Origin of the sequence: Ancylomarina longa (assembly GCF_003996985.1) — a bacterium.
Classification (GTDB): Bacteria; Bacteroidota; Bacteroidia; order Bacteroidales; family Marinifilaceae; genus Ancylomarina_A; species Ancylomarina_A longa.
Genome location: NZ_RJJX01000010.1, coordinates 103,077 through 129,465 on the forward strand (window position 1 = coordinate 103,077; position 26,389 = coordinate 129,465).

Annotated in this window: 17 protein-coding genes; 10 read left to right on the plus strand and 7 right to left on the minus strand. The window is 38.7% G+C overall.

From position 1 onward, the window contains the following. The 4 genes from DLK05_RS09175 (at position 1) to DLK05_RS09190 (ending at position 7,360) form a co-directional block, all read left to right on the plus strand. Positions 1-1,707 (plus strand): LamG-like jellyroll fold domain-containing protein, encoded by a 1,707-nt coding sequence (locus tag DLK05_RS09175; RefSeq protein ID WP_127343709.1) that lies wholly within the window; start codon positions 1-3, stop codon positions 1,705-1,707. Between the two features lie 223 nt (positions 1,708-1,930). Next, positions 1,931-3,640 (plus strand): family 43 glycosylhydrolase, encoded by a 1,710-nt coding sequence (locus tag DLK05_RS09180; protein ID WP_127343710.1) that lies wholly within the window; start codon positions 1,931-1,933, stop codon positions 3,638-3,640. Positions 3,641-3,648: 8 nt separating this feature from the next. Next, positions 3,649-5,088 (plus strand): glucoamylase family protein, encoded by a 1,440-nt coding sequence (locus tag DLK05_RS09185; protein WP_127343711.1) that lies wholly within the window; start codon positions 3,649-3,651, stop codon positions 5,086-5,088. A gap of 25 nt (positions 5,089-5,113) precedes the next feature. After that, a complete protein-coding gene (locus DLK05_RS09190) occupies positions 5,114-7,360 on the plus strand; it encodes a glycoside hydrolase family 3 N-terminal domain-containing protein (protein WP_235831981.1) in 2,247 nt (748 codons plus the stop codon). A 190-nt stretch (positions 7,361-7,550) separates the two neighbouring features. Here DLK05_RS09190 and DLK05_RS09195 read toward each other — a convergent pair whose 3' ends face one another. Beyond that, positions 7,551-10,406 (minus strand): helix-turn-helix and ligand-binding sensor domain-containing protein, encoded by a 2,856-nt coding sequence (locus DLK05_RS09195; protein WP_127343712.1) that lies wholly within the window; start codon positions 10,404-10,406, stop codon positions 7,551-7,553. A gap of 417 nt (positions 10,407-10,823) precedes the next feature. On the opposite strand from DLK05_RS09195, the gene DLK05_RS09200 reads away from it, so the two are divergent. Further along, positions 10,824-11,510, plus strand: coding sequence for a hypothetical protein (locus DLK05_RS09200; RefSeq protein ID WP_127343713.1), 687 nt, complete (start codon positions 10,824-10,826; stop codon positions 11,508-11,510). A 257-nt stretch (positions 11,511-11,767) separates the two neighbouring features. Here the strand turns inward: DLK05_RS09200 and DLK05_RS09205 are convergent, their stop codons facing one another. The 3 genes from DLK05_RS09205 to DLK05_RS09215 form a co-directional block, all read right to left on the minus strand. Then, the gene (locus DLK05_RS09205) at positions 11,768-12,910 is read right to left on the minus strand and encodes a glycerate kinase (protein ID WP_127343714.1); all 1,143 of its coding nucleotides are present in this window, start codon (positions 12,908-12,910) and stop codon (positions 11,768-11,770) included. A 103-nt stretch (positions 12,911-13,013) separates the two neighbouring features. Then, the gene (locus tag DLK05_RS09210) at positions 13,014-13,739 is read right to left on the minus strand and encodes a pseudouridine synthase (protein WP_127343715.1); all 726 of its coding nucleotides are present in this window, start codon (positions 13,737-13,739) and stop codon (positions 13,014-13,016) included. A gap of 178 nt (positions 13,740-13,917) precedes the next feature. Next, positions 13,918-14,460 carry a carbonic anhydrase gene (locus tag DLK05_RS09215; protein ID WP_127343716.1) on the minus strand — a complete coding sequence of 181 codons (543 nt, stop codon included), beginning with the start codon at positions 14,458-14,460 and terminating at the stop codon, positions 13,918-13,920. A gap of 254 nt (positions 14,461-14,714) precedes the next feature. Here DLK05_RS09215 and DLK05_RS09220 point away from each other — a divergent pair, with 254 nt between their 5' ends. Further along, a complete protein-coding gene (locus tag DLK05_RS09220) occupies positions 14,715-15,170 on the plus strand; it encodes a nuclear transport factor 2 family protein (protein WP_209319806.1) in 456 nt (151 codons plus the stop codon). Between the two features lie 64 nt (positions 15,171-15,234). Here DLK05_RS09220 and DLK05_RS09225 read toward each other — a convergent pair whose 3' ends face one another. The 3 genes from DLK05_RS09225 to DLK05_RS18920 form a co-directional block, all read right to left on the minus strand. Further along, positions 15,235-16,503 carry a DEAD/DEAH box helicase gene (locus tag DLK05_RS09225; protein ID WP_127343717.1) on the minus strand — a complete coding sequence of 423 codons (1,269 nt, stop codon included), beginning with the start codon at positions 16,501-16,503 and terminating at the stop codon, positions 15,235-15,237. 798 nt (positions 16,504-17,301) lie between these two features. Continuing rightward, positions 17,302-17,535, minus strand: coding sequence for a TetR/AcrR family transcriptional regulator (locus tag DLK05_RS09235; RefSeq protein ID WP_127343718.1), 234 nt, complete (start codon positions 17,533-17,535; stop codon positions 17,302-17,304). 5 nt (positions 17,536-17,540) lie between these two features. Further along, positions 17,541-17,870 carry a DoxX family protein gene (locus tag DLK05_RS18920; RefSeq protein ID WP_498366001.1) on the minus strand — a complete coding sequence of 110 codons (330 nt, stop codon included), beginning with the start codon at positions 17,868-17,870 and terminating at the stop codon, positions 17,541-17,543. A 1,296-nt stretch (positions 17,871-19,166) separates the two neighbouring features. Here DLK05_RS18920 and DLK05_RS09245 point away from each other — a divergent pair. Genes DLK05_RS09245 through narJ form a run of 4 tightly spaced genes read left to right on the plus strand, consistent with a single transcriptional unit; the run spans position 19,167 to position 26,388 of the window. Further along, on the plus strand, positions 19,167-20,459 hold the full coding sequence (locus tag DLK05_RS09245; RefSeq protein ID WP_127343719.1) for an MFS transporter: 1,293 nt from the start codon (positions 19,167-19,169) through the stop codon (positions 20,457-20,459). A gap of 53 nt (positions 20,460-20,512) precedes the next feature. Continuing rightward, entirely contained in the window at positions 20,513-24,244 is a 3,732-nt protein-coding gene (locus tag DLK05_RS09250; RefSeq protein WP_127343720.1) for a nitrate reductase subunit alpha, read from the plus strand. 22 nt (positions 24,245-24,266) lie between these two features. Continuing rightward, positions 24,267-25,757, plus strand: a complete 1,491-nt coding sequence (gene narH, locus DLK05_RS09255; RefSeq protein WP_127343721.1) for a nitrate reductase subunit beta — start codon at positions 24,267-24,269, stop codon at positions 25,755-25,757. Then, positions 25,744-26,388, plus strand: coding sequence for a nitrate reductase molybdenum cofactor assembly chaperone (gene narJ, locus DLK05_RS09260; protein WP_127343722.1), 645 nt, complete (start codon positions 25,744-25,746; stop codon positions 26,386-26,388). The genes narH and narJ overlap by 14 nt, the downstream gene beginning before the upstream one ends. The last annotated feature ends 1 nt before the right edge of the window (position 26,389 follow it).

Here is a 26,389-nt window from a genome sequence, read left to right on the forward strand (position 1 = left end):
ATGAAATTATTTAAAAATATATTAATAGGATTGATAACCATTGTTACAGCATTTGCATGTAACAATGGGATCGATGGCATTTCTCCAGTGGATCCTGGTGCAGATGGATCGGGTCCTGTAGTAAATATCATTTACCCTACAGAAGGAACCACTGTAAAAGTTATGGAGGTAATAACTTCAATCGATATTAAATTGGAAATAACTGATGATATTGAGATTGGAAGCATTTCCGTTTTAATGGATGGAAATGAAATTGCTAATTTCTCTACTTTCACAGACTATAGACGAGCTCTAGAGGAGTTCACTTACGACCAAGTAACAAATGGTGATCACGTTTTAACTGTTGTTGCAACGGATCTTGTTGGTCAAAGCACAACATCAGAAGTTAATTTTACCAAAGAACCGCCATACACTCAGCTTTTTGATGGTGAAATACTCTATATGCCTTTTGATGGCGATTATATGGATCTATTAAATTTCATACCTGCAACGGAAGTTGGAACACCAAGTTTTGCAGGAGAAAGCATGATTGGAACAGATGCTTATCAAGGTACTACAGATTCTTATATCACTTATCCTGTTGAAGGTAAGTTTGGAGATGAGTTTAGTGCATCTTTCTGGTATAAGGTTAGTGCAACTCCAGATCGCGCTGGTATTCTGGTTGTAGGCGCCAATGCAGATGATCGGAATCAGGGCTTCAGATTATTTAGAGAAGGAAATGCTGACAAGCAAAGAATCAAACTCAATGTTGGTACCGGAACAGGAGAAAGTTGGAATGATGGTGAAGAAATTGATGTTGTAGCAGGCGAATGGATTTATATAACAATGACCATTACACCAACGAAGAACACCATTTATTTTAACGGTGTTGAAATGAGATCTTCTGATATGGCTGCTGCTGTAGATTGGACAGGATGTACAACAATGACAATTGGTGCAGGTGGTGAAACCTTTAGCTATTGGGATCATAAATCGGATAGTAGTCCGATGGATGAATTACGTTTATTCAATAAAGCTTTAACACCAGCAGAAATTCAAAACATTATGAATGTTACGAATCCCTATACACCTAAATATGATGGGGAAACATTCTATATGCCATTTAATGGAAACAATACAGAACTTGTGAGTGGTGCTGATGCAAGCATGGTTGGTACAACAGGTTTTGCCGGAGACGGTGTGGATGGCGATTCTTTTGCCGGAGCTACAGATTCCTATCTTACCTTCCCTATTACAGGTATTTTTGGCGATGACTTTAGTGCAGCTTTCTGGTACAAAGTAAACCCCGACCCTGATAGAGCAGGCATTCTTGTTGTTGGTGCTAATGTAGATGATCGTAATCAAGGTTTTAGATTATTTAGAGAAGGAGATGCCACTTCACAAAGAATCAAATTAAATGTAGGATTTGGAACCGGGGAAAGCTGGAATGATGGTGATGTTATTGATGTTACCGCTGGAGAATGGGTTCATATTGCATTCACCGTATCCGGATCTAAATCCTACATCTATATTAATGGTGTAGAAGTTAATTCGGCAGATATGGGTGCAAATGTGGATTGGACTGGTTGCGAAACCTTAACAATAGGTGCTGGTGGAGAAACCTTTAGTTATTGGGGTCATCTTTCAGATTCCAGTTTTATCGATGAACTTCGCATCTTTAATAAAGCGCTATCTCAAGAAGAAGTTCAAACTATTATGAACGATTAATTTTAATTGATTTAAGATTTTTTAATAAAATTTCCGGAGGAACTACATAAGATAGCCTCCGGAAATATTTAAACTTCTCTATTAATAATTTTCTTATTGCTTTTAACCTACAACAATTTCGTTTTTAAATTCTATAAACAACCTATTAAAAAAACTTTATGAGCTATTATACAATTTAGCTCCATCAACCTATAAGTAACCTTAAACTCATAAAATTAAACGAATGCATCGACTACTCACGATACTGTTATCTTTTACAAGTCTGGTCACATTTGCTCAACCGAATGTCGAGACCTATTGTAATCCTATCAATATCGATTATACATACATGATTTATAATTCTAAAAATGATATCTCCTATCGATCAGGTGCAGATCCGGCTGTTGTGAAATTTCGTGGGGAATATTACATGTTTGTAACCCGATCTTTAGGATACTGGCACTCCACAGATTTACAGAACTGGGACTTTATTCAACCTGAGAAATGGTATTTTGAAGGCTGTAACGCACCTGCCGCACACAATTATAAAGACTCTGTTTTATATGTTACTGGCAATCCATCGGGTCATATGAGCATGTTATACACAGACAACCCCAAAAAGGGAGATTGGAAAATTATACCTGCCATTTTAAATAACTTACAAGACCCAGATCTTTTTATTGATGATGATGATCAAGCCTATATGTTCTGGGGATCATCAAATGTATATCCTATCAGAGGGAAAAAACTTGATAGAAAGAAAAGATTTATTGCAGAGAAAGACATCACCAAATTATTCAATTTAGATGCAGAAAAGCACGGTTGGGAGCGATTTGGCGAAAATAATTCCGATACGATTATTGCTGGGTATATAGAAGGCGCATGGATGACGAAACATGATAACACCTATTACATGCTCTATGCAGCACCAGGAACAGAATGGAATGTTTATGCAGATGGTGTTTATACGGCTAAAAATCCTCTTGGACCATATACTTATCAAGCTCACAATCCTGTTGTTTATAAACCAGGAGGATTTATGAATGGAGCAGGACATGGCAGTATTGTCAAAACTACTAACGGCACCTACTGGCACTTTGGTTCAATGGCTTTAGCCGTAAACGAGAGATGGGAAAGAAGAATATGTATGCATCCAATTTTTTTTGACAAGGATGGTATTATTTATTCAGATACCCGTTTTGGTGATTATCCACATTTTGCTCCTTCTTCTAAAAAAAGTCCTGGAGCATTTCGGGGATGGATGCTTCTCTCCTACCAAAAACCGGTTACAAGTTCCACCAGTGAATCCAGCCAAAATATTGATGATGAAAATGTAAAAACATTTTGGTTATCTAAGACAAATAAAGGAGGTGAATGGATTACAATTGATATGGGAAAAAATATGGATATCAAAGCAATACAGATTAATTTTCACGATTATCAATCAAATATGTATGGACGCTACAAAGATCTTCATCATAGATACCTGATTGAAGCTTCCAATAATGGCACAGACTGGAAAACAATTGTGGATAAATCAAAGAGTTTTAAGGATACTCCAAATGATTACGCAGAAATCAACCAGAACACAAAAGCCAGATACATACGATATACCAATATCGAAATACCAACACCTCATCTGGCAATCTCTGATATCAGAGTATTTGGAAATGGCTTAGGTAAACTTCCGAATTTCGTTCACAACTTTAAGGTAATTCGTCAGAAAGACAGACGCGATGTGAAAATAAGTTGGAAAAAGGACAAAAACAATCAGGGATGCAATATTATTTGGGGTATCGCACCAGATAAATTATACAATAACTGGATGGTTTATGGTGATAATGAATTGCTATTGAAATCTCTCTCAAAAGATCAGACCTATTATTTTACCATCGAAGCATTTAATGAAAACGGTATCTCGAAGAGAACCAATATTATTGAAATAAAATATTGAAGAATGCTATGAATAATATATTTATAATACTATTTGTCACGCTCTTTACGGCCTGTAGCAATCAGCAAATAAACAATGATCCTCCAAAGGAGAACAATAATGATAGCCCGGTTATTCATCAAGGATTGTCAGATGAAATGCTTTTGGATACCATTCAATATTACACCTTTCAATATTTTTGGGAAGGTGCAGAATCCAATTCCGGGCTGGCCAGAGAGAGAATACATCTTTCCGGAATTTATCCTCAACATGATCAGGATGTGGTTACAACTGGAGGATCGGGATTTGGAATGATGGCCATCTTGGTTGGTATTCACCGTGGATTCATATCCAGAGAACAGGGATTACAACGATTTGAAAAGATTGCCAGCTTTTTGGAAAATGCCGATCGATTTCATGGTGCCTGGCCACATTGGATGAATGGCAAAACAGGAAAGGTAGTTCCATTTGGCACCAAAGATAATGGTGGTGATTTAGTGGAATCCTCATTTCTTGCACAAGCTTTAGTGTGCGTTCAGGAATATTTCAAAAATGGAAATCAGGAAGAGCAGAACCTCAGCAATAGGATGAAAAACCTATGGCATGGTATCGAATACAATTGGTATGAAAAAGATGATAGCCACGTTTTATACTGGCATTGGTCTCCCAATTATGGATGGGAAATGAATTTTCCTTTGGAGGGATATAATGAGGTATTGGTTACCTATATAATGGGAGCAGCCTCTCCTCAATATACCATACAACCGGAATCCTATCACGAAGGTTGGGCCAGGAACGGAGATATCGTAAAACCAAAATCCAAATATGGATATACCCTAACGCTACAACACAATGGAAATCCATCAGCAGGTGGTCCGTTATTTTGGGCACATTATTCCTATATCGGATTCAATCCTTCCATAACTTCTGACCGTTATGCCAATTATTGGGATATAAATGTTGCTCATGTAATGATGAACAGAGCCTACTGCATACAAAACCCTAAAAAATATAAAGGATATGGTGAAGATCTTTGGGGCTTAACAGCAAGTTACTCCATAAAAGGTTACAGTGCCTGGGAAGCTGGAGGAGGCAGACAAAGAAATGATCTAATAGCCGACAATACTTATATGGGTTATGCTGCTCATTCTCCAGACAGGGATTATGGTATCATTTCCCCTACTGCTGCGTTATCTTCTTTTCCTTATGCTCCTGAAGAATGTATAAAAGTTGCAAAAAACATCTATTTCCATTATGGAGAAAAAGCATTTGGGAAATATGGTCCTTTCGACGCATTTAGTGTAGAGAATAATTGGTTTCCAAAAACCTATCTGGCGATTGATCAGGGGCCAATTGTATGCATGATAGAAAACTATAGAAGTGGCATGCTTTGGAATCTGTTCATGAATAATGACGAAATAAAGAACGGATTACAATTACTTGATTTTAAAGTAGAAGACAATAAATAAAGTACTAATTTTTAACAATAAAGAAGTGAAAATTTTAAATGTAATTATTATAATGGCAATAGTCCTTTCTTCGTGTAAAACGAATCCAAAGGAAATTACGAATAAGCCTGCATCTGCTTACTTTAAGGATCAAAAAATAGAGAGAAAAGTAGATTCCGTTCTTAATTTAATGACCTTGGAAGAGAAAATAGGACAAACTGTATTATTTTCCAGTGGTTGGGATGTTACTGGTCCTACCCTCAATGACAACTATTTAAAATATGTAAAGGAAGGTCTTTGTGGCAATATTTTTAATGCTCACACCGTAAAATACAATAAGAGATTACAAAAAATAGCCGTGGAAGAAACAAGATTGGGAATTCCATTACTTTTCGGTTACGATGTGATTCACGGTCACAAAACAATTTTTCCATTATCCTTAGGCGAAGCATCTTCCTGGGATATGACAGCAATAGAAAAATCAGCCCGTATTTCAGCTATTGAGGCTTCAGCTAGTGGTTTAAACTGGACCTTTGCACCCATGTGTGATATCTCCAGAGATCCTAGATGGGGAAGAATATCAGAAGGTGCTGGTGAAGATGTATATCTAGCAAAAAAAATCGCTGCTGCTCGTGTTCATGGTTTTCAAGGCAAAGATCTTTCTGCTCCCAATACAATTATGGCATGCGTGAAGCACTTTGCTGCATATGGAGCACCTCAGGGAGGAAGGGATTACAATACTGTTGATATGTCGGACAGAGTTTTAAGGGAAACTTATTTACCACCTTACAAAGCAGCCATTGATGCCGGAGCGGCAACAGTCATGACATCCTTTAACGAATTGGATGGAGTTCCTTCATCCGGAAATCATTATCTTTTAACAGATATCCTACGCAACGAGTGGGGTTTTAATGGATTTGTTGTGACAGACTATACCTCTATCAACGAAATGGTAGATCATGGTATTGTAGCCGATGAGAAAGAAGCTGGAGAATTGGCTATGAATGCTGGAGTTGATATGGATATGCAAGGATCCGTTTATCTGGATCACCTGAAAGAGTTAATTAGAGAAGGTAAAGTTGATGAAAAAAGAGTGGAAGAAGCTGCACGACGGGTTCTTAAGATGAAATTTTATCTGGGATTATTTGATGATCCCTACAGATATTTGGATGAAAAAAGAGAAAAAGAAATGATTTATAATCCTGATCATTTAAAAGCCTCTTTAGATGTAGCCAAAAAATCAATGGTATTATTACAAAATGATGGAACCTTACCTCTTTCAGGAAATAAAAAAATTGCAATAATTGGTCCTCATGCAAAAGCCACAGTCAACCTGCTTGGTTCCTGGAGAGCCTCTGGTGGATGGGATTTTGTGACCAGTCCCTTTGATGCAATAAAAAAGTATAATAAAAATTTACTCTACGCTAAAGGTTGCAGCTTTAATGGCAATGATAAAAAAGGATTTGCCGAGGCGGTAAGTGCAGCAAAAAAATCAGATGTAGTATTGGTATTTCTTGGTGCTCCTGAGAATTGGTCAGGAGAAGCAGCAAGTAGAACCTCCATTGAATTACCACAAATTCAAACCGATTTATTGAAAGCCGTCCGCAAAACCGGAAAACCTATTGTTTTGGTACTAATGAATGGTCGTCCATTAGCCTTAGAGCGCGAAGTGAAGATTTCAAATTCTATTTTGGAAGCATGGTATCCAGGGACGGAAGGAGGATTTGCAATTGCCGATGTTTTATTTGGAAAATATAACCCTTCAGGGAAATTACCAGTTACCTTTCCACGAGTTACCGGTCAAATTCCAATTTATTACGACATGAAAAATACGGGAAGACCCTACTCTGCAAATAGTACAGAACAAAGATATGTTTCCCGATATTTATTTACACCAAACACACCTTTGTTTGCATTCGGTCATGGTTTAAGTTATTCTCATTTCACTTATTCTAATTTAAAATTAAGTGCGCAGGAAATTACTAAGGATCAAAAATTAGAAGTTTCCGTTCAAATCAAAAACGATAGTAAAGTAGATGGAGAGGAAACAGTTCAGCTTTATATTCGTGATTTGGTGGGTAGCGTTACCCGACCAGTGAAACAGTTAAAAGGTTTCCAAAAAGTATTGCTGAAAGCTGGAGAAACCAAAACTATCAATTTTATCCTTAGCAATGATGATTTAAAATTTTATCGCAAAGATATGAGTTGGGGAAGTGAACCAGGCAAATTCAATGTATTTGTTGGTGGAGCATCTGACTCAGTATTAGAAGAGAGTTTTCTTCTTAAAGATTAGTTAGTTGATAGTGGTTATTCCCCTAAAGTAGAAATGCTTTGGGGGATTTTAATTTTCGAATAATCGAAAATTAACTTCTCTCTATTGGATTGAAAAAAATCAGGCTATCCAATAAAAACATGAATTAATTGTATTTTAAGAACAGCCTGATTTTTTCCTGATAAATTGGGATGATCCACCTAAGGGCTAATTAATATTTCATGATCTCCTTAATAAGATTATCTTCTGGTTTCAATCCCATTTTTTTTCGCAGTCGGTAGCGACTTACCTCTACACTTCGAACCGTAATTCCCAGTAGCTTCGAAATCTCCTTTGAATTCATATTCATTTTCAGGAGAGAACACAAACGTAAATCTGCAGGGGTCAATTTTGGAAATTCCTCCCTCATCTTATCGTAAAATCCACTCTGCGACACAGCGAAATGTTGTTCAAAAGCGAGCCTGTCTTTTTTAGGAGTCAATTGTTTATTTATCACATGAAGTAATTTATCAAAATCGCGATGGGGTAAACGACCCTCCAATTTGTGGTACACTTTTTCCAGTTCGCTTTTAATATTATTAATCGAAATATCTTTCTCAACCAAAGCATTGGCAGAAACGGATAATTTGCCTTGCAGGTTTTCCAATTCTTTTTTCAATACATCATTTTTCAACTGCTGAATAGTCGATTCGCTTTGCAGGAGCTCGTCTTTATGTTTCTTTTCCAATTGATAGGTTTGCTTTGCCAAAATGCGCTTATTAAAAACAATCAACAGACTCATCGAAATAAGCAGGAATAAGATAATAATTAGAATACCTGTTTTTGATGCATACCATCGTGGTAATACGGTAAAAGTATAGATGACCACATTAGATATTGCACCATCAGAGAAAATCACCCTTGCCTGATATTCATATTCTCCGTCAGGAATATCACTAATATTATTTACATTTTTCGTGTCGCTATCCAACCATTGATCTATAAGGCCGGGGATTCGATATTGGTAGCTTACCCGATTAGGACTAAAATTTACGCAGCTTAATGTAAATTCAATGGAGTTATCCCGAGGCATTAATTCTATGTCCTCCTCACTTGTCAAAGGCAATAGTTTCCCCTTATTGTCGACCCCACGTTTTCCACTGGTAATACGGGTTATACTTAATGCCTGATGTACTCCATTTATAGGTAACTTATTGGGTAAAATGGCAAAACCATTCTCCAGGCAAAGCACACTGGCATCTTTATTAACGGATATATTTTGGTATTTATCAGGAAAAGCAAATTCTTTATTTAAGGTAAATGCTTTTACAATTTCAATAGAATCTGCAATATTTCTCATATAGGCTGCTTCATTATCCGCAATTACCCAGAAATGATTTTTATCTACGTTTACGATATTAACTGCCTTTTTAAATCTGCCCAGTATATTATTGAGCTTTTCGAAGGGTACCATTCTATCTTTTAAATCATCGTAGGTATAGATATCCCCTCCTGTTGTTACCACCACCCTACTATTTAATTTGAATACATTCAAATGATATTCGGTTGGTAATCCGGCATCTAGTCCAATATATTTATTCGATACTACCCGTTTTAAATCATCGGACAATTTGAGTCTGTTCAGTCCTTTTACCTCATGACTAATCCAGATGTATCCCTCATTATCGATCTCTATAAACCTGCAACTTCCTTCAAAGCCATCCACAAAATGGGAAAATACCCATTGGTTATTTATCCGCTTAAACACCCTTATCTTATAATAGGTAGATTCTATTAGCCATTCCACTCCATCCAACCTAAGAATTTCAAAATCGGTTCCGCCAGCCGCTTCTGATAATGGAATTTGATGATCTGCAACTATCGTATAAATACCATCGTTACTGGAGCATATTAATTCACCTTTCAATACTTCCAGTTTCCATATATGCCCCGAAATTCCTTTCATTGGCTTCAGATCCCGAAAATCCAGCTGCATCAGATCCTTATTAAATTTTGAATATAGCAAGCCATTATTTGTGCCAACATATACATATCCCTTATGCTTGATAACGGAATAAATTGCCGATGGCGCATGCTCTACATCTATTTTATACTTCACATCTGAATTCAACTCCACATGGGAAAGCCCGTTGTCCATTGCTAACCACAGATCGCCCGAATGATCCATTCCTAATCCTAATACAGTATTGTTCTCTAATTTACTTTGGCGGTCGATGTGGTTGAGTATTTTTCCCTCGTGACTGATAATATAGAGCCCTGCCGACAAGGTGCCGATTGCATAGGAGTCCTTCCCTATTGCGACACCTGTATTCACATCTTTAGAGGAGAGTATTTGATTTGCTTCACAATCCCATTTTCTGGATATTCCTTTTGCAATAAGATGAAGTCCTGTTTTTCCATCCCCAACCAATAATCCATTGTTATATGGCAAGTAAAAGCGCAAAGTGGCTTCCTTTGCAAAAGCAGAACTATCAACAACAGTAAATTTTCCCTTCTCATAGGAACAGATCCCTTTTCCTCTAATCCTGGTGTAAACAACATCCTTTATCTTTCCCAAAAACAAAAGATCGCCAGTGGTCTTGATATAGTGAACTTGATTTGTTTCTGTATTATAAACAAACAGAGATGGAAATGATTGAAATAGAATCTCTTTTCCACTCTTTTCGATAGACCAAATTCGTTCTCCTGAAAAATGATAATCCTTCAGATAAATCCCCAAGGAATAATATCGCAGTACTCCAAAATCATCCCGTTTCCAATATCCAAAATCTTCGTAACAACCAGAATAAAGCCTCTTACTTTCCTTATCGAAATACAAAGCCCTGATTGCTGTTTTAGAATGATGCTGATATAATTCCCAATCCTCCCCATCAAATTCCAAAACGCCTGCTCCATTTCCAAAATAGGCACGCCCAATATCATCAAAAGCCACATCCCAATTTTGACTTTGGCCCTTATACTCACTTCTATTGTAATTAATTACAAAAGTATTATAAGAAGGTGCTGCACTAAAGGAAAGACTGGCATGAAATAAGAAAACAAAAAAATAAAAGTAGAAGCGTTTCATAAACGTGGCTTTAGGATAGATCTATACAAATATAGCAAATTCGGGGATTCTACGGCATTACAGCTCCTTTGAGAAGCCTCAAGAAAGCTGGAGCTCACCACAATTAATTACCAAGTTATTTTTTCGATTAAAAACCTGTTATTTTTTATCTGTAATTCTTCAAACATAAATTTTTTACAATTGTTTGTTATTAAGAATCAAACAGATAAGTGATTTGATCAAACTTGACACATTTGACAGGCAAATTTTTCATCAACTTTATTTAACTTAGAAATCGTTTTCTAAACAGAAGGACTTTTGCTCACCTGTTCAGAAAAAACAGGTAACTCATCGGCTGGTCATCAACCGGAAACTTTAGCGAGCCACTGGAAGAAGAGGCCGATGAGCCCTGCAATATACTATTTCTAAATATATAACATGGATTTTAAAAGCAATTTTGAATCATGGAAAGAGACAATTGCAAAATTCTGCAATTCGGATGTCAAACTCCCCAACCAATCAATTGACGAATGTACTGCAAATGCAGAGACCCTTGCAAAGGAGGCTACTAAAGACAAAGAGCTGTTAGGTCAGGCAGGACTAGACATAACGCTAATCGATCAATTGGTTCCACTATCTGGTGCCCTAAGATATTGTCAGGCACAATGGATGAGTGAATACAAAGAGCAAAAAGCTGCTCAACAAGAATGGTTAGAGAAGTCGCCTCTGGCTTACGATCTTCGAAACGAGTTACTGCACCATCTCACCTACGCCTATCGTAATAATGATAACCTAAGCAAAAAGGTAAAACGTATTCGGGAAGGCAACGGTCATAAAGATATGATTCAGGATCTAATCGATTTAGCCATTTTGGGAGAGAATAATCCAGAGCCTTTAAATGCCATTAATCTCAATCCGGAAATTATTACCACTGCCAAAGCTACCTCGAGCGAAATGTCTGTACTATTAGCTATGGTAAACGGCTCGAAAGACGACAACAGTAATACCAAAGCACTTCGTGATAAGGCCTATACTTTGCTGATTAATAATATGAGTACTATTAGAGAATGTGGCCGTTATGTATTTTGGCATAATGAGGATCGCAGAGAAAAATACCTGAATTAAAAAAGAGGATTTTCTGAAACCCTTGATTTTATTAGTCCCGAGGTAGGTAACCCCCTCCCCTCGGGACTTTTAGTATCCCATCGGTAATTTTTTGCTTCCAATCGGTAACATCTACCCGCCCATCGGCAATATTTTGGCTTCCCGAGGCAATACCGACACGCCCATTGACAATATCTCGCGCTCCATTGGCAACTTGCCCTAAAAAATTGGATTATTGACTTGGGGGGATTGGTAGAATGGTTCTTAGATAAGGCATTTTAATACATATTCTTTTCTGATCCTAGCAAACCCGAGCTTGCAAACTCCTCTGCGGCCATTTGTAGATAGATTCGGGCATTTTGCATAGAGTCCTTAACATCTTTAGCCGAACTTGATATTTGTGCAAGATAATCGGTAGGAATTGCTTTCAATTCTTCTTCCGACAAATCGACCAAGCCGCAAAAAAGAGCTAGTTTCTGGCCGCTGAGTGCATCGAGCACTCCTCTGATTACCTTACCGGATAAAGTTTGACTATCCAGTTTTCCTTCTCCGGTGATAATCCAATCCGCATCCATAATTTTGTTATCAAAATCGGCAACTTTCTTAATCAATTCGATACCTGAATTTAACTGTGCATTCAGAAAAAGAATACAGCCGGCTCCCAATCCGCCAGCAGCTCCAGCACCTTTTATATGCTGCAGATCCATGGCAAACTGATCGTTCACCACCTTGTTAAAGCGGATCAATCCATTATCCAGTTGCGCTACCATATCAGGACTTGCACCTTTTTGCGGAGAATAAATGTGAGCCGCACCATTGATACCATACAAAGGATTATCCACATCGCACGCCACTTCGAACTTTACCTTTTTTAATGCATAGTGAACCGCCGAAGTGTCGATAAAATCCAGACGAATCATATCCTCTCCCTTTCCTTCCAATTCCTTTCTGTTACTATCAAAAAACCGATAACCCAAAGCACGAGCCATGCCCATACCTGCATCGTTGGTAGCACTTCCTCCAATTCCCAGAATGATGTGTGTAGCGCCTCGTTTCAGTGCATCTGCTATTAGTTCGCCGGTACCATAAGTACTGGTAAGCATAGGGTTGGCTTCCTCCTCTTTCAACAATCGGATGCCGGAAGCTGCGGACATTTCGATAAAAGCAGTTTTTTTACTTGCCGAGTACAGATAGGAAGCATTCACTTTTCGATGCAGGGGATCGTTTACCTCCAAAGAAATCATCTCCCCATCCAGATAATATTTCAAGACCTCCACGGTACCATCTCCCCCATCGGCAAGCGGAAGTTTTACCATCACCACATCATCAATATGTTTTTTGATTCCCTCCTCTATGGCAGAGCAGAACTCCATTCCAGTGAGAGATCCTTTAAACTTATCGGGAGCAATAATAATTTTCATATCAGCAATATACCAATAAGATGAAATCGATATGTTATTTTCCTGCTAAAATCAAATTACCAAACTATTGTTTGTAGAATGCGACAAAGAAAAAAAGTTGGTATTAAAAGGAATCGTATGTTTTTTGGGAATCCTCGCAAAGAGCAAGTAAATCTCTTAATTCCTTTTTGGTGAAAGAGCGGTACTTTCCCACTTTCAGATTTCCCAAGGGGATGTTCATAATTCGTAATCGTTTTAGTGCGACTACCTCATATCCCAAGTATTCACACATTCTGCGAATCTGTCGGTTTAAGCCCTGGGTAAGAATAATTTTGAAGGTTTTATTATTGATCTGCTTCACTTCACATTTCTTGGTTACGGTATCGAGAATGGGTACGCCATTTCCCATTTTCTTAATAAAACCAGCAGTAATCTTTTTATTCACGCTCACCACATATTCCTTTTCGTGATTATTGCGCGAACGAAGTATTTTATTCACAATATCTCCATCGTTAGTCATGAAAATCAGACCTTCACTTGGTTTATCCAGTCTGCCAATAGGGAAAATTCGTTCGGGATAATTAATATAGGAAATAATATTCCCCTTAATGCGAAGATCAGTAGTACAAGTTATTCCAACAGGTTTATTAAAGGCCAGATAGATGCTTTTTTTTGTTTTGGTAACAACAAATCCATTTACACTAATCTCATCTTCCCTGCTTACTTTCACTCCCAAATCGGCAGTTTTTCCATTTACCTTAACCTTGCCACGCTCAATTAATTTATCTGCCTCGCGGCGGGAACAATAACCCGTTTCTGCAATCGCCTTATTTAGTCTTGTATACTCCATAGTTTCTGATTTGCCTTAAAACTTCAATCCTGAAGAAGCATATAAGCGACACAAAAATACTTCATAAATTTAAATAACAAGAATGGATGCCATAGACTTTTAATTCAGACAATATTTTTCCAATCCCGTTCCTTATCGGATCGCAGTTGACTTGCTGGCAGTAAAGATCGAAAGATATTTATTCCTGAATCATTGAAAGGCGGTTGTCCTCCACATTATAAAACAGAGGAGCAATCGTTACATTTGGATATTTCACTCTTAATCGTTTGGCTTCACTCACCACAAAATCAATTTCATTATCGATTTCAAACATGGGAGCGAAACTGGTAAAATGCTCCTCGGCCCTTTCCCTTTCCCAACCGGCATTCTTTATCAAACCATTAATAAAAAGCTCCTTTCGGGCATGAAGATTTACCATACCGCAATTGTTGTGACCAATTAATGCGATGTATTGTATTCCTCCAACGGAGATTGCATAGGAAACTTTAAACTCACTATATCGAAGATTGGCTCCTCCTGATCTAATTATATAGGAGAAGTTATCGGGAATATGAAGATGTTTGCGATTATCCATACACATCCCAACTAACAATTGTGCCTGAGTATAACTAGCAAAAGGCCGGTTCAGGTTATGAAATTCAAGCAATAAAGCGATGGGCGTATGGCGATATTCTACGAAAATATCATTTACTGTATTGATATTTACAAGTTGGTTTCTCATGCTAGGATTTGAAATAAAAAAATTACGATCTCGTCACTTATTTTCGAGCGCAACTAAAGTTAAGCATTTGATCTCTTTCTCCAAATCCCGATAGATTGCATTATAGCATTAAGTCGTTTCGATTTATTAGCGCTAATCACAGGTTGCTTCGAAATGAAAATAATACCAAATTAACATCAAAACTTATCTTTTCTTACATTTACCAAATCAATTAGATTACAACACAACAGCAACATAAATTTAAATCAACAAGTATGAAAAAATTAGTATATCTGGTATTCATTCTGCTATCAAGTAATATGAGCTTTGCCCAAAGTACAGTGCAAAAAGATGAAGAAATGCTGAAATCTCTTATTCAAGATTCCTTTGATGAAATATGGTCGAATAGGGATTCTAAGAGCATTGAAAAGTATTACACCAAAGATTTTTTACTATTGGAAAATGGAGCTGTATGGACAAACGATTCTATTTCTTACCATTTGGAAAGAAATCGTTCTAAAAAAATTCTATCGAAAAGAGAGAATACTTTCGATTTTGTATCGATAAAAGTAGGCAAGATTATGGCTTGGCTTGCCTATCAAAACTATGCGACAATCACCAGGGAAGATGGAAGCATCAGAAAGATTCACTGGCTCGAAAGTGCTACTGCAATTCGAACTGATAAAGGTTGGAAATTACAGATGCTCCATTCCACGAGAACCAAAAAATAACAATACAAAAAAGAGGATATCCAACATTAGATATCCTCTTATTCTATATTATAAGTTAGTATTATTAAGCTCGTCGCCTACGAGAAGTGGGACTTCCGCGTCGCCAATCCTTCTTACCTGAGTCATTTGGTCTAGAGGAACGATTTTGCGATCTTCTCCCCAAAGACTGCTCACGGGAAGGTGGTGCATCATTAATCTCATCGATAGAAAATGGATGATCGGTAACTACCGGAACATCTTGTCTTATCAACAGTTGAATATCTTTCAAATAAGGCAATTCTTCGCTATCGCAAAAGGAAACTGCAACACCGCTTGCACTAGCCCTACCGGTTCGTCCGATACGATGCACATAGGTCTCCGGAATATTAGGTAAATCGAAATTCACTACCAACGACAGATCTGCCACATCGATGCCACGAGCAGCAATATCAGTAGCTACCAGTACTTTTGTTACTCCTTCCTTAAAATTTGAAAGAGCCTTTTGTCTGGCATTCTGAGATTTGTTTCCATGAATTGCTTCGGCATTAATATCCGCCTTATTCAATATTCGGGTGATTTTATCAGCACCATGCTTGGTACGTGAAAACACTAGTGTAGAATCCATTTCGCCTGCTTTTAGCAAATGAATCAGCAACTTTGGTTTGGATCGTTTACTCACAAAATAAACCGATTGGCCTACCTTTTCGGCTGTTGCCTGTTCTGGTTTTATAGTTACCTTTTCAGGATTCCCAAGAATTTTTTGCGACAAACTCACAATACTAGAAGGCATAGTTGCCGAAAAGAACAACGATTGTCTTCTTTTAGGCAAACGATCGATAATCCTGCGAATATCATGGATAAATCCCATATCAAGCATCTGATCGGCCTCGTCCAGTACAAAGTATTTAATATCTCTTAAGCTGATAAAACCCTGATTCATCAAATCTAATAAACGCCCTGGTGTTGCCACCAAAACATCTATTCCTTTAGCCAAAGCCTGAGTTTGAGCTCCTTGCTTTACACCACCAAAAATAACGGTATTTTTAATGTCGGTATATTTACCGTAATCGGTAAAACTTTCCTTTATTTGAATTGCTAATTCGCGGGTAGGTGTTACTACCAATGCCTTAATTCTTCGCTTTCCTTTATATTGTCCCTCTTCATGTAAATGCTGAAGAATAGGAATCGCAAAAGCCGCTGTCTTCCCTGTTCCTGTCTGTGCGCATCCAAGTAAATCTTTTTTGCGTAATAAAATTGGTATGGATTTTTCCTGAATAGGAGTGGGATGTTTATAATCTTTTTCCCCAATAGCCTTTAAAATGGGGGGAATAATGTCTAATTTATCGAATGTCATATATTAATTAAATTGAGCGGCAAAGGTAAAAGAATAGTTTGGATTATTCGCATTTTGACAATCTAGTTGAGTAATCTATCACAAAAACAAGCATTTAGATAGTTTACTACAACATATTGACAACAAACTTAGCTTTGGTATCAATAAAATCGGGTAGATGTCCAGTGAGAAAATAAAACTCACTGGTACACCTCCCACACCACCCGGCATACGGTTCCGTACCAAGGCGGCCCGGTACACCATCATATTAAAGATGATTGGATATCGTTTTCAGTTATCCAAAAGAGTAGCATCACTCTCACTTATTTTCGGATTCCGTCCTATCTTCCAGCGAGAAGCCTCTTCCGAGCATCTGACTTCAAAGGACTCCTTCGGTAACTTTCATTCTCTATTCATGTACCAGGTTCAGTCCTTCCCAAACCAAATTATGATTTGGTACTATGACCTCGACTGACTTCTCATGACAAACCTTTTACGACTGCATATCATACCTAATATTTCAACACATCCATGAGACCTCCCGCGGTAAGGTAAATAACTTTCATTCCATGTACCCGCATCATTTACACCCCGTTGTCCATGTAGTATTTGGACTTCGTTTTGTTTGGCAAACTCATCCCAACGGTTATGCCTGATGATGTTCGTATTCCTCAGGTCGGAAATTTGCCGCCGGCTTCCTTCAGATTATACCTCGCGGTAAGCACCCTTGCCTTTAGCTAATGGTTGGCTACGACAAACCCCCATAGAGAACTTTCATCTCCTAGTTATTACCATACACAGCACACCAAATAAGAGCCCTTAGATAAATACTCCAAGGACTCTATCTGTGAAAGAAATCTTCACTTTCAAATACAATTGATTAATCAGATCCTGTTTATTTTCAAAATAAATATAAATTGTCGCAGGTGACACATTAGCCATTTTGGCAATTTTCGACATTGGTGCATCATGAAAACCATTATCGTTAACCAAACTAAATGTGGCTTTTAATAATGTATTCCGTTTTTCTTTACTCTTCTCTTTTAAGGCCATGGAGACTATCGCTTTTTATTGGTTCTTGACAACTGATTTAACTTCCAGGCAATTGCTATAAATAAAAATTGAAATGATAATCGAATTAATGCTGCCATGTGACTCCCAATTGCCGATACGTCTGAAAATACATCCCAAACATGAATAGGCAAGAACAATATCATTAAAATGAAAATACCCAATGCCGCTATTCTTGCATACTTTTTGAAAACAAGAAGAAAACCTAAACCGATCTCCATCAGTCCTGATAAATAATGGTTATTGGAAAAGGTAAAAAGGCTGGCACAAATGGCAGATAAAAATCTGGTTTTAAAAAAAATGTTGCAAACCTCCAAATATCATAAAAACTGCAAATACAATTCTAATCCCTACCCATATCTTATTCACTATTCCACTCATATCGTTCTCAATATTTTATTTAAAAAAAACTTGCTAATTAAAATTTGTAATACAAATATTTTAAAAATAAACAATCATTCTTTTTTTTAAGAACGCTCTAAAACTCTTTCAGAACCTCCTCCAATAAAAAACTTCTCAAAGTGATCATTATTCTATTCCCCATAATCTAGAATCGTTAATAAATTCTGTACCCATAGTTTTGAATTAAAAAAGATATTTTTCCTTCCAAATAATCATCTAATTTCGAAATTCATAAAAAATGATATTTTTCACTCTATTATACACTCCTCCTTTTTTAATATGAAACGTTCTAACTTTACATCAATTAAACAAATGAAAAATTATACCTATGAACACACTAACAAACCAAGTAGCGAATGTAAGACAGAACGAAAAAATCCTAAAAAAATGGGGCAACCATGAAAAGTATAACACAAAACCTGTTAGTTAAGTACAATTAATCAAGCAATTTCAAATAAAACAGTAAATAATCTGACTGTAAATAAGTTGAACAAGAAAATCCACGATACAATTATGACAAAGGAATGGACATGTTAATCCAGAAAATTTACGATAGGAAGTATCTAAAATCATTGGTTCATGAAGAAATTCATGGCCTGCAAAAACAAAAAAGAAGCTGTCTTGCTATAAATATTTACGATGCAGTACATTGTACTATTTACAATGGCATTTATTTATAAGATGAAATTAATTGATCTGATAAATTTTGAAATACCATTTTATTTTTAACTTTGGTTTATTCGCTATTAAAAAGGTAGAATATATGATCTCTGATAAAACTACTGAATATGCAAGTACTATTTTAGGGTTTATATCCACGAGAAATAAGGGCTTATATTCTTCTGAATACCTTTATCCTAAATTTAAGATTCCCTATCGTTACCTGCTCATTTATTGACTGATTTGGCAAGCTAAGGATTCTTAAAATGCAAATCTTGTAGAAATGGCGGATTTATTTTCGCAAAAGATCTTATCAAAATAAACCTTGCTCTCGTAATTAAAACATTGGAAGGATCAGATGATTATGCAACTGCATACTAGAACACATTTACTGTATTAGGGACAAACCATGTATTATGCATGACACCTGAGCAAAAGCCCCATTAAAAATGGATAAAACACTCTCAAATACAACCCTTGCAGACCTGAAAGAAAAGTACCGATTATAAAATTAGATAAAAAATTTTCAAACCATATAAAATAAAGATTATATGCAACAAAACAAGATCAAAGGTACACCCGGGCTAGGATTGCTCGGAACCACATTGGGTTTCTTTTTTGGGTTCGCCGCCGTTTCTCTATATGGCCCAACAGCCATAAAGTTTAAAGAGGCAATGGAATTAACCCCTGTAATGATGGGACTTTTAGTCGCTATCCCGGCGCTCTCGGGCTCATTGCTTCGTATCCCTTTTGGCGCCTGGGTTGATACCACGGGCGGAAAAAAACCCTTTCTCATTTTACTAATTTTATCAGTAATTGGTTTAGGTGGCATTACCATACTCTTAAACTTTACCTATCCCGATAAAATGCATGGTTTATATGGTCTAATCCTTTTTCTTGGATTCCTGAGTGGAGCCGGTATCGCTACCTTTTCAGTAGGTATTGCACAAACTTCATACTGGTTTCCAAAGAAAAAACAGGGTGTAGCCTTGGGGGCTTATGCCGGACTGGGCAACCTGGCCCCGGGATTATTCTCACTTATTCTTCCGTTTTATCTACAAAGTTTCGGATTTATTTCAGCCTATTTTGCATGGTTCCTCTTTTTACTAATTGGCACCATCATATATGCTGTTATCAGCCAGAATGCCTATTATTTTCAATTTAGGAAACGAGGTAAAAACGATAAAGAAAGTCGGACGCAGGCCAAAGAATTAGGACAGGAGATGTTTCCTGCGGGAAATGTGAAGGACAGCCTGATCAATTCAGCGAAAATCAAGAACACCTGGGCGCTGGTGGCCTTGTACTTCACCACTTTCGGTGGCTTTATTGGACTGACGGCCTGGTTTCCAATCTATTGGAGCCAGTTTCACGATTTCTCCCTGACCAAGGCCGGATTATTCACGGCGATTTTTTCATTATTAGCCTCTGCAATAAGGGTCTATGGCGGAAAATTGGCAGATAAAGCCGGGGGCGAGAAGGTAAGTCTGGTTTCCTTGTTATTGGTTTTAGTCGCATCTATCTTTCTTTCCTATACACAATCCGTATTAATCGGATTCTTTTCAGTTATCCTTCTTGCTGTTGGCATGGGGGTAAATAATGCTGCTGTTTTTAAACTGGTTCCCGACTATGTACCCAAAGCCATTGGCGGTGCTGCTGGTTGGATTGGCGGCTTGGGCGCTTTTGGCGGATTTGTCATTCCCCCTATCATGGGAGCTATTGCCAACACTTATGGCAAGATTGGATATGCTCATGGATTTTTTGTTTTCATAGTTTTGGCCATTTTCAACTTGGGTATCATTGTCTATTTATTCAGACAACACCAGAGAAAAACTGAGATGAAATAAATTCTGTCCATTATTAATAAATACCGTTCATTCAAAAGAATAAAACTCGAAATATGGGCCTATTAAATAAACTTTTTTATTTCAGTAATGAGGTAAAAAAAACCAGCGAAAAACACATTGCCATTACAAGCGAAAACCGTGATTGGGAAAGAATGTACCGCAACCGATGGCAACACGACAAGGTTGTTCGGTCCACTCATGGAGTTAATTGCACTGGATCATGTTCCTGGAAGATTTTTGTGAAAAATGGTTTGGTTACCTGGGAAACACAACAAACAGACTACCCGCGAACACGACCCGGATTACCTAATCACGAACCACGTGGTTGTCCTCGGGGAGCCAGCTATTCTTGGTATCTGTATAGTGCAAATCGGGTAAAATATCCTATGATACGTGGTGAGTTGCTCTCGGCCTATAAAGAAGCAAAAGCCCGGCTTTCGGATCCGGTTAAAGCTTGGGAGGCTGTGGTTAGTGATCCAGTCATTTCAAAACAATATAAAGCTGCTCGTGGACTGGGAGGTTTTATCCGAGCCGAATGGGATGAAGTAAATGAAATCATTGCAGCTGCAAATATTTATACCATAAAAACTTATGGTCCCGACCGGCTCGCAGCATTCTCCCCGATTCCTGCCATGTCAATGGTATCATATTCGGCAGGCACACGCTATATGAGTCTGATCGGAGGTACTGTACTAAGTTTCTACGATTTCTATTGCGATCTACCTCCGGCATCGCCACAAACATGGGGCGAGCAAACCGATGTTCCTGAAAGTGCCGATTGGTATAACTCTTCATTTCTGATGCTCTGGGGGTCGAATGTTCCGCTGACACGTACGCCCGATTCCCCGTTCTATACCCAAGTACGCTATAAAGGGACAAAATCGATTGTTATTGCACCCGATTACAACGATGCCGTTAAATTCGCCGATTTATGGATGAAACCCAAACAAGGTACCGACGCTGCTTTAGGTATGGCAATGGGACATGTAATCTTAAAAGAATTCTACCTAGAGAAGAAAACACCCTATTTCGAAAAATATGCCCGTCAATATTCCGATTTGCCATTCCTGGTGAAAATTAAGGAAAAAGACGGGAAATACATGAGTGGAACTCTTCTCCGGGCCAGTGATCTTGAAAATATGTGTGATGGGGTTGAAAAGCCGGAATGGAAACCTGTTTTACTCGACGAATTATCAGGAAACTATGTGATACCAAACGGGACGATAGGATCTCGGTGGGAGAAAAAACAGAAATGGAATCTAGAACTAAAGGATAGTAAAACAGGCACTGACATTAATCCTCATCTATCTCTTCTCGAACAGCATGATGAAATCATTCCTGTGCAGTTTCCGTATTTTGGCGGATCAACTTATAAACACGAACATTTTTCGGCAAGCAACCACGACGATATTATTGAACGCAAAGTGCCGGTCAGGAAAATTAAGACCACTCAAGGTGAGATTTATACCTGCACCGTATTTGACTTGATGATTGCCAACTATGGAATTGAACGGGGATTTGATGATCCGAATTCAGCAAAAAACTATGACGAGGATCTGCCTTTCACTCCAAAATGGCAAGAGGAAATCACCGGAGTCCCTGCTGAACACATTATATCTACTGCCAGACAGTTTGCTGAGAATGCGGCGGCTACTGAAGGAAAATCAATGATCATTATTGGGGCTGGAGTTAACCATTGGTATCATACGGATATGATTTACCGGAGCGCCATTAATATGCTGGTATTTTGTGGATGTGTCGGTCAGTCCGGAGGTGGATGGTCTCATTATGTTGGTCAGGAAAAACTCAGACCTCAGACAGGCTGGTTACCATTGGCTTTTGGCCTCGACTGGAATCGTCCTCCACGACAAATGAACACGACCTCGTTTATGTATATGCATACAGACCAATGGCGGTACGAGAAGTTGAAATTAAACGAATTAGTTTCGCCCCTTGCCGATAAATCGGAATGGGAAAATCTTTCAATCATCGATTGTAATGTTCGCGCTGAACGAATGGGCTGGCTACCCAGTGCTCCTCAGTTGAGTAAAAATCCCCTAACCATCGCCAAAGAAGCTGAAGCTGCCGGTATGGCTTCAGAAGAATATGTGATTTCGCAGCTTAAAAACGGCCAATTAAATATCGCCTCCGAAGATCCGGACAATCCAGACAACTTCCCCCGTAACATGTTTGTGTGGCGATCAAACCTACTGGGTTCAAGTGCCAAAGGAATGGAATATTTCATGAAGCACTTGCTGGGGACACAAAATAGCGTTCAGGGCAACGATCTGAAAGAATTGGGACAAACCTTGCCTTCTGAAGTAAAATGGCACGACGAAGCACCGGAAGGAAAGCTTGATCTACTGGTAACCCTCGATTTCAGGATGTCAACAACCGGCTTGCATTCAGATATTTTACTTCCAGCCGCTTCGTGGTACGAAAAAAACGACCTGAGCACGAGTGATATGCACCCCTTCATTCATCCTTTTTCACGAGCAGTTGATCCTGTATGGGAATCCAGAACAGATTGGGATATATTTAAAGGGCTGGCAGAAAAATTTTCAATTTTGACAAAAGGGCATCTGGACAAGGAAACCGACGTCGTACTCCTTCCTTTACAACACGATTCGCCAATGGAGTTATCGAAAACGACCGATGCAAGAGATTGGAAAAATTCGGATTTAGAGATAAAACCTGGTATCAATTTCTCAAAAATAGTCACGCTGAAACGCAATTATCCCGAAACCTTCAATCGGTTCACCTCCTTGGGACCACTGATGAAAACCCTGGGCAACGGAGGAAAAGGAATCAATTGGAATACAGAGTCCGAAGTAGATCTATTGGCACGTCTTAATTCTACTAAAAGTGAAGAAGGCGAAACCAAAGGCCTTCCGAAGATTGAAACGGACATTCAGGCTGCTGAGGTCATTCTTTCGCTGGCTCCAGAGACCAATGGAGCGGTTGCCATGAAAGCCTGGAAAGCGCTGGAAACAACTACAGGACGCAAGCACACCCACTTGGCTTTAGGGCGAGAGGAAGAAAAAATACGTTACCGCGATCTGCTAGCACAACCTCGCAAGATTATCACTTCGCCTATCTGGAGCGGAATCGACTCTGAAAAGGTATCGTACAATGCCGGTTATACCAATGTGCATGAACTGATCCCCTGGCGCACACTCACCGGGCGGCAAACCCTTTATCAGGATCATCTCTGGATGATTGCCTTTGGTGAGAATATGGTTACCTATAAACCACCCATCAATACCAAATCGATCCTTGAAGTGTTGGGCAAAGTAGACAAGGACGACGAATATATGGTCATTAACATTATGACCCCACATAATAAGTGGACCATTCATTCTTCGTGGTCTGACAATTTAGTCATGCTTACCCTTGGCCGGGGAGGTCCGGTAGCCTGGATGAGCGAAACCGATGCTGCCAGCATTGGTCTTAAAGATAATGACTGGATTGAAGTATTTAACAGCAATGGAGCATCCGTGGCCCGGCTTATTGTATCACAACGAATTCCTGTCGGTGCACTAATCATGTATCACAATCAGGAACGTACCGTGAACATGCCTGTCAGTCAATTGACAGGTCACCGTGGCGGAGTTCATAACTCAGTGGAACGCTTATGTTTGAAGCCAACTCACATGATTGGCGGATATGCACAATTGGCCTATAGTTTTAACTACTACGGAACCATCGGATCCAACCGCGATGAGTTTGTAGTAGTTCGTAAAATGAAAAAGGTTGAGTGGAAAGACAAAGAAATAATACATTAATACATTTAAGACTTACCAGAATATGAAAATACAGGCTCAAATTGCGATGGTATTGAATCTCGACAAATGTATAGGCTGTCACACCTGTTCGGTTACCTGCAAAAATGTGTGGACTACCAGAAAAGGAGTGGAATATGCCTGGTTCAACAATGTGGAGACCAAACCGGGTACCGGTTATCCTACTGATTGGGAAAATCAGGAGAAATGGAAAGGTGGCTGGATGCTCGACAAGTCGAAACTTCGCCCACTTATGGGGAGCAAAACAGGGATCATGAAAAATATTTTTTCCAATCCTCACATGCCCCAAATTGATGATTACTATGAGCCTTTTACGTTCAATTATAGTATTTTACATTCTTCCGCAAAGTTTGTAACACCACCATCAGCAAGGCCACACTCCATGATAACCGGTCTTCCGATGGAAAAAATAGAAAAAGGTCCAAACTGGGAAGACAACTTAGGGGGCGCATTTGAGGAACGGAGCAAGGAGAAAAATTTTGAAGACGTTGACAAACAGATCTACAGTAAGTTCGAGAACGCCTTCATGATGTACCTTCCTCGCTTGTGCGAACATTGCCTCAACCCAAGCTGCGTAGCCGCTTGTCCTTCCGGAGCCATTTACAAGCGCGAAGACGATGGCATTGTACTCATCGACCAGGATCGCTGTCGCGGATGGCGTCAGTGTGTAAGTGCCTGTCCGTATAAAAAAATCTATTTCAACTGGAAAACCAAGCGATCCGAAAAATGTACCCTGTGTTATCCGAAAATTGAAAATGGTGAGCCTACTATCTGCAGTGAAACCTGCGTGGGAAGGATCAGGTATATCGGCGTAATGCTATATGATGCCGAAAAAATAAAAGAATCTGCCTCAACCGAAAATCCAGTTGATTTGTATCAGTCTCATCTCGATATTTTTCTTGATCCCAACGATCCGGAAATTGCAAAAGAAGCACGCAAACAAGGAATCCCCGATAACTTTATCACAGCCGCACAAAATTCCCCGGTTTACAAAATGGCAGTAGATTGGAAAGTAGCTTTTCCACTTCATCCCGAGTATCGTACTTTACCGATGGTTTGGTACACTCCACCACTCTCTCCCATTCAAGAAGAAGTGGAAAGCGGGAAACTGGGATTTAATGGCATTATTCCTGATGTTGACATGCTTCGTATCCCTATTAAATACCTAGCGAATATGTTTACCGCAGGTGATGAAAAACCAATAAAGGAAGCATTGGTTAAAATGCTTGCCATGCGTGCATTCATGAGAAACAAAACCGTAGAAGACAATGTTGATGAGAAAGTATTACAAGGAACCGGACTGACCCCGGAAATGGTAGAAGAAATGTATCGCTACATGGCCATAGCCAATTACGAAGACCGGTTTGTAATACCCGTTTCGCATAAGGAATATGCCTTTGATGTCTTTGGCGATAAAGCTGAATGCGGCTTTAGCGACGGCGAAGGTTGCGGCAGTATGAAAAGTCGATTAAAAAACTTGTTTGGAGGAATGTAAAATGTTAAAAACCTATCGAATATTATCCCTGTTGATGACCTATCCCAACGAGGAAATTTATAACTTCTTACCTCAGGTAAACTCTTCACTTAAGGAGGAGAATTTATTGAATACAGAAACAATTGCCGGAATAGATGCATTTGTCGATTTTTTTGCCCGGAAACCACTAACTTTCTGGCAGGAATTTTATGTACAACTATTCGATTATTCGCGCTCGGTTTCACTTTACCTGTTTGAGCATGTGCATGGCGACTCGAAAGACAGGGGTCAGGCGATGGTTGACCTGATAGACCTCTATAAGGAAAATGGTTTAGAGATCAGTCAATCGGAATTACCCGATTTTCTGCCTGTGTTCCTTGAATTCCTTGCATTACAGACTTCCTTGAAAGCAAGTGAATATCTGGCCGAGATTATTGATATTGTAGGGTTTATTCATAGTAAGCTCGAAGAAAAAGATAATCCGTATCAGTACCTTCTGTCAGCTATTATTAACTTATCGGCCAAACAACCTGTCGAAGCAAGAATTCAGCAAATGGCATCCAACATGCCAGAAATCAGCATCGATGAAGCTTATGAAGAAAAACCGGTAACATTTGCCAGCGATAACCCATGTACAACCTGTAAATCATAGA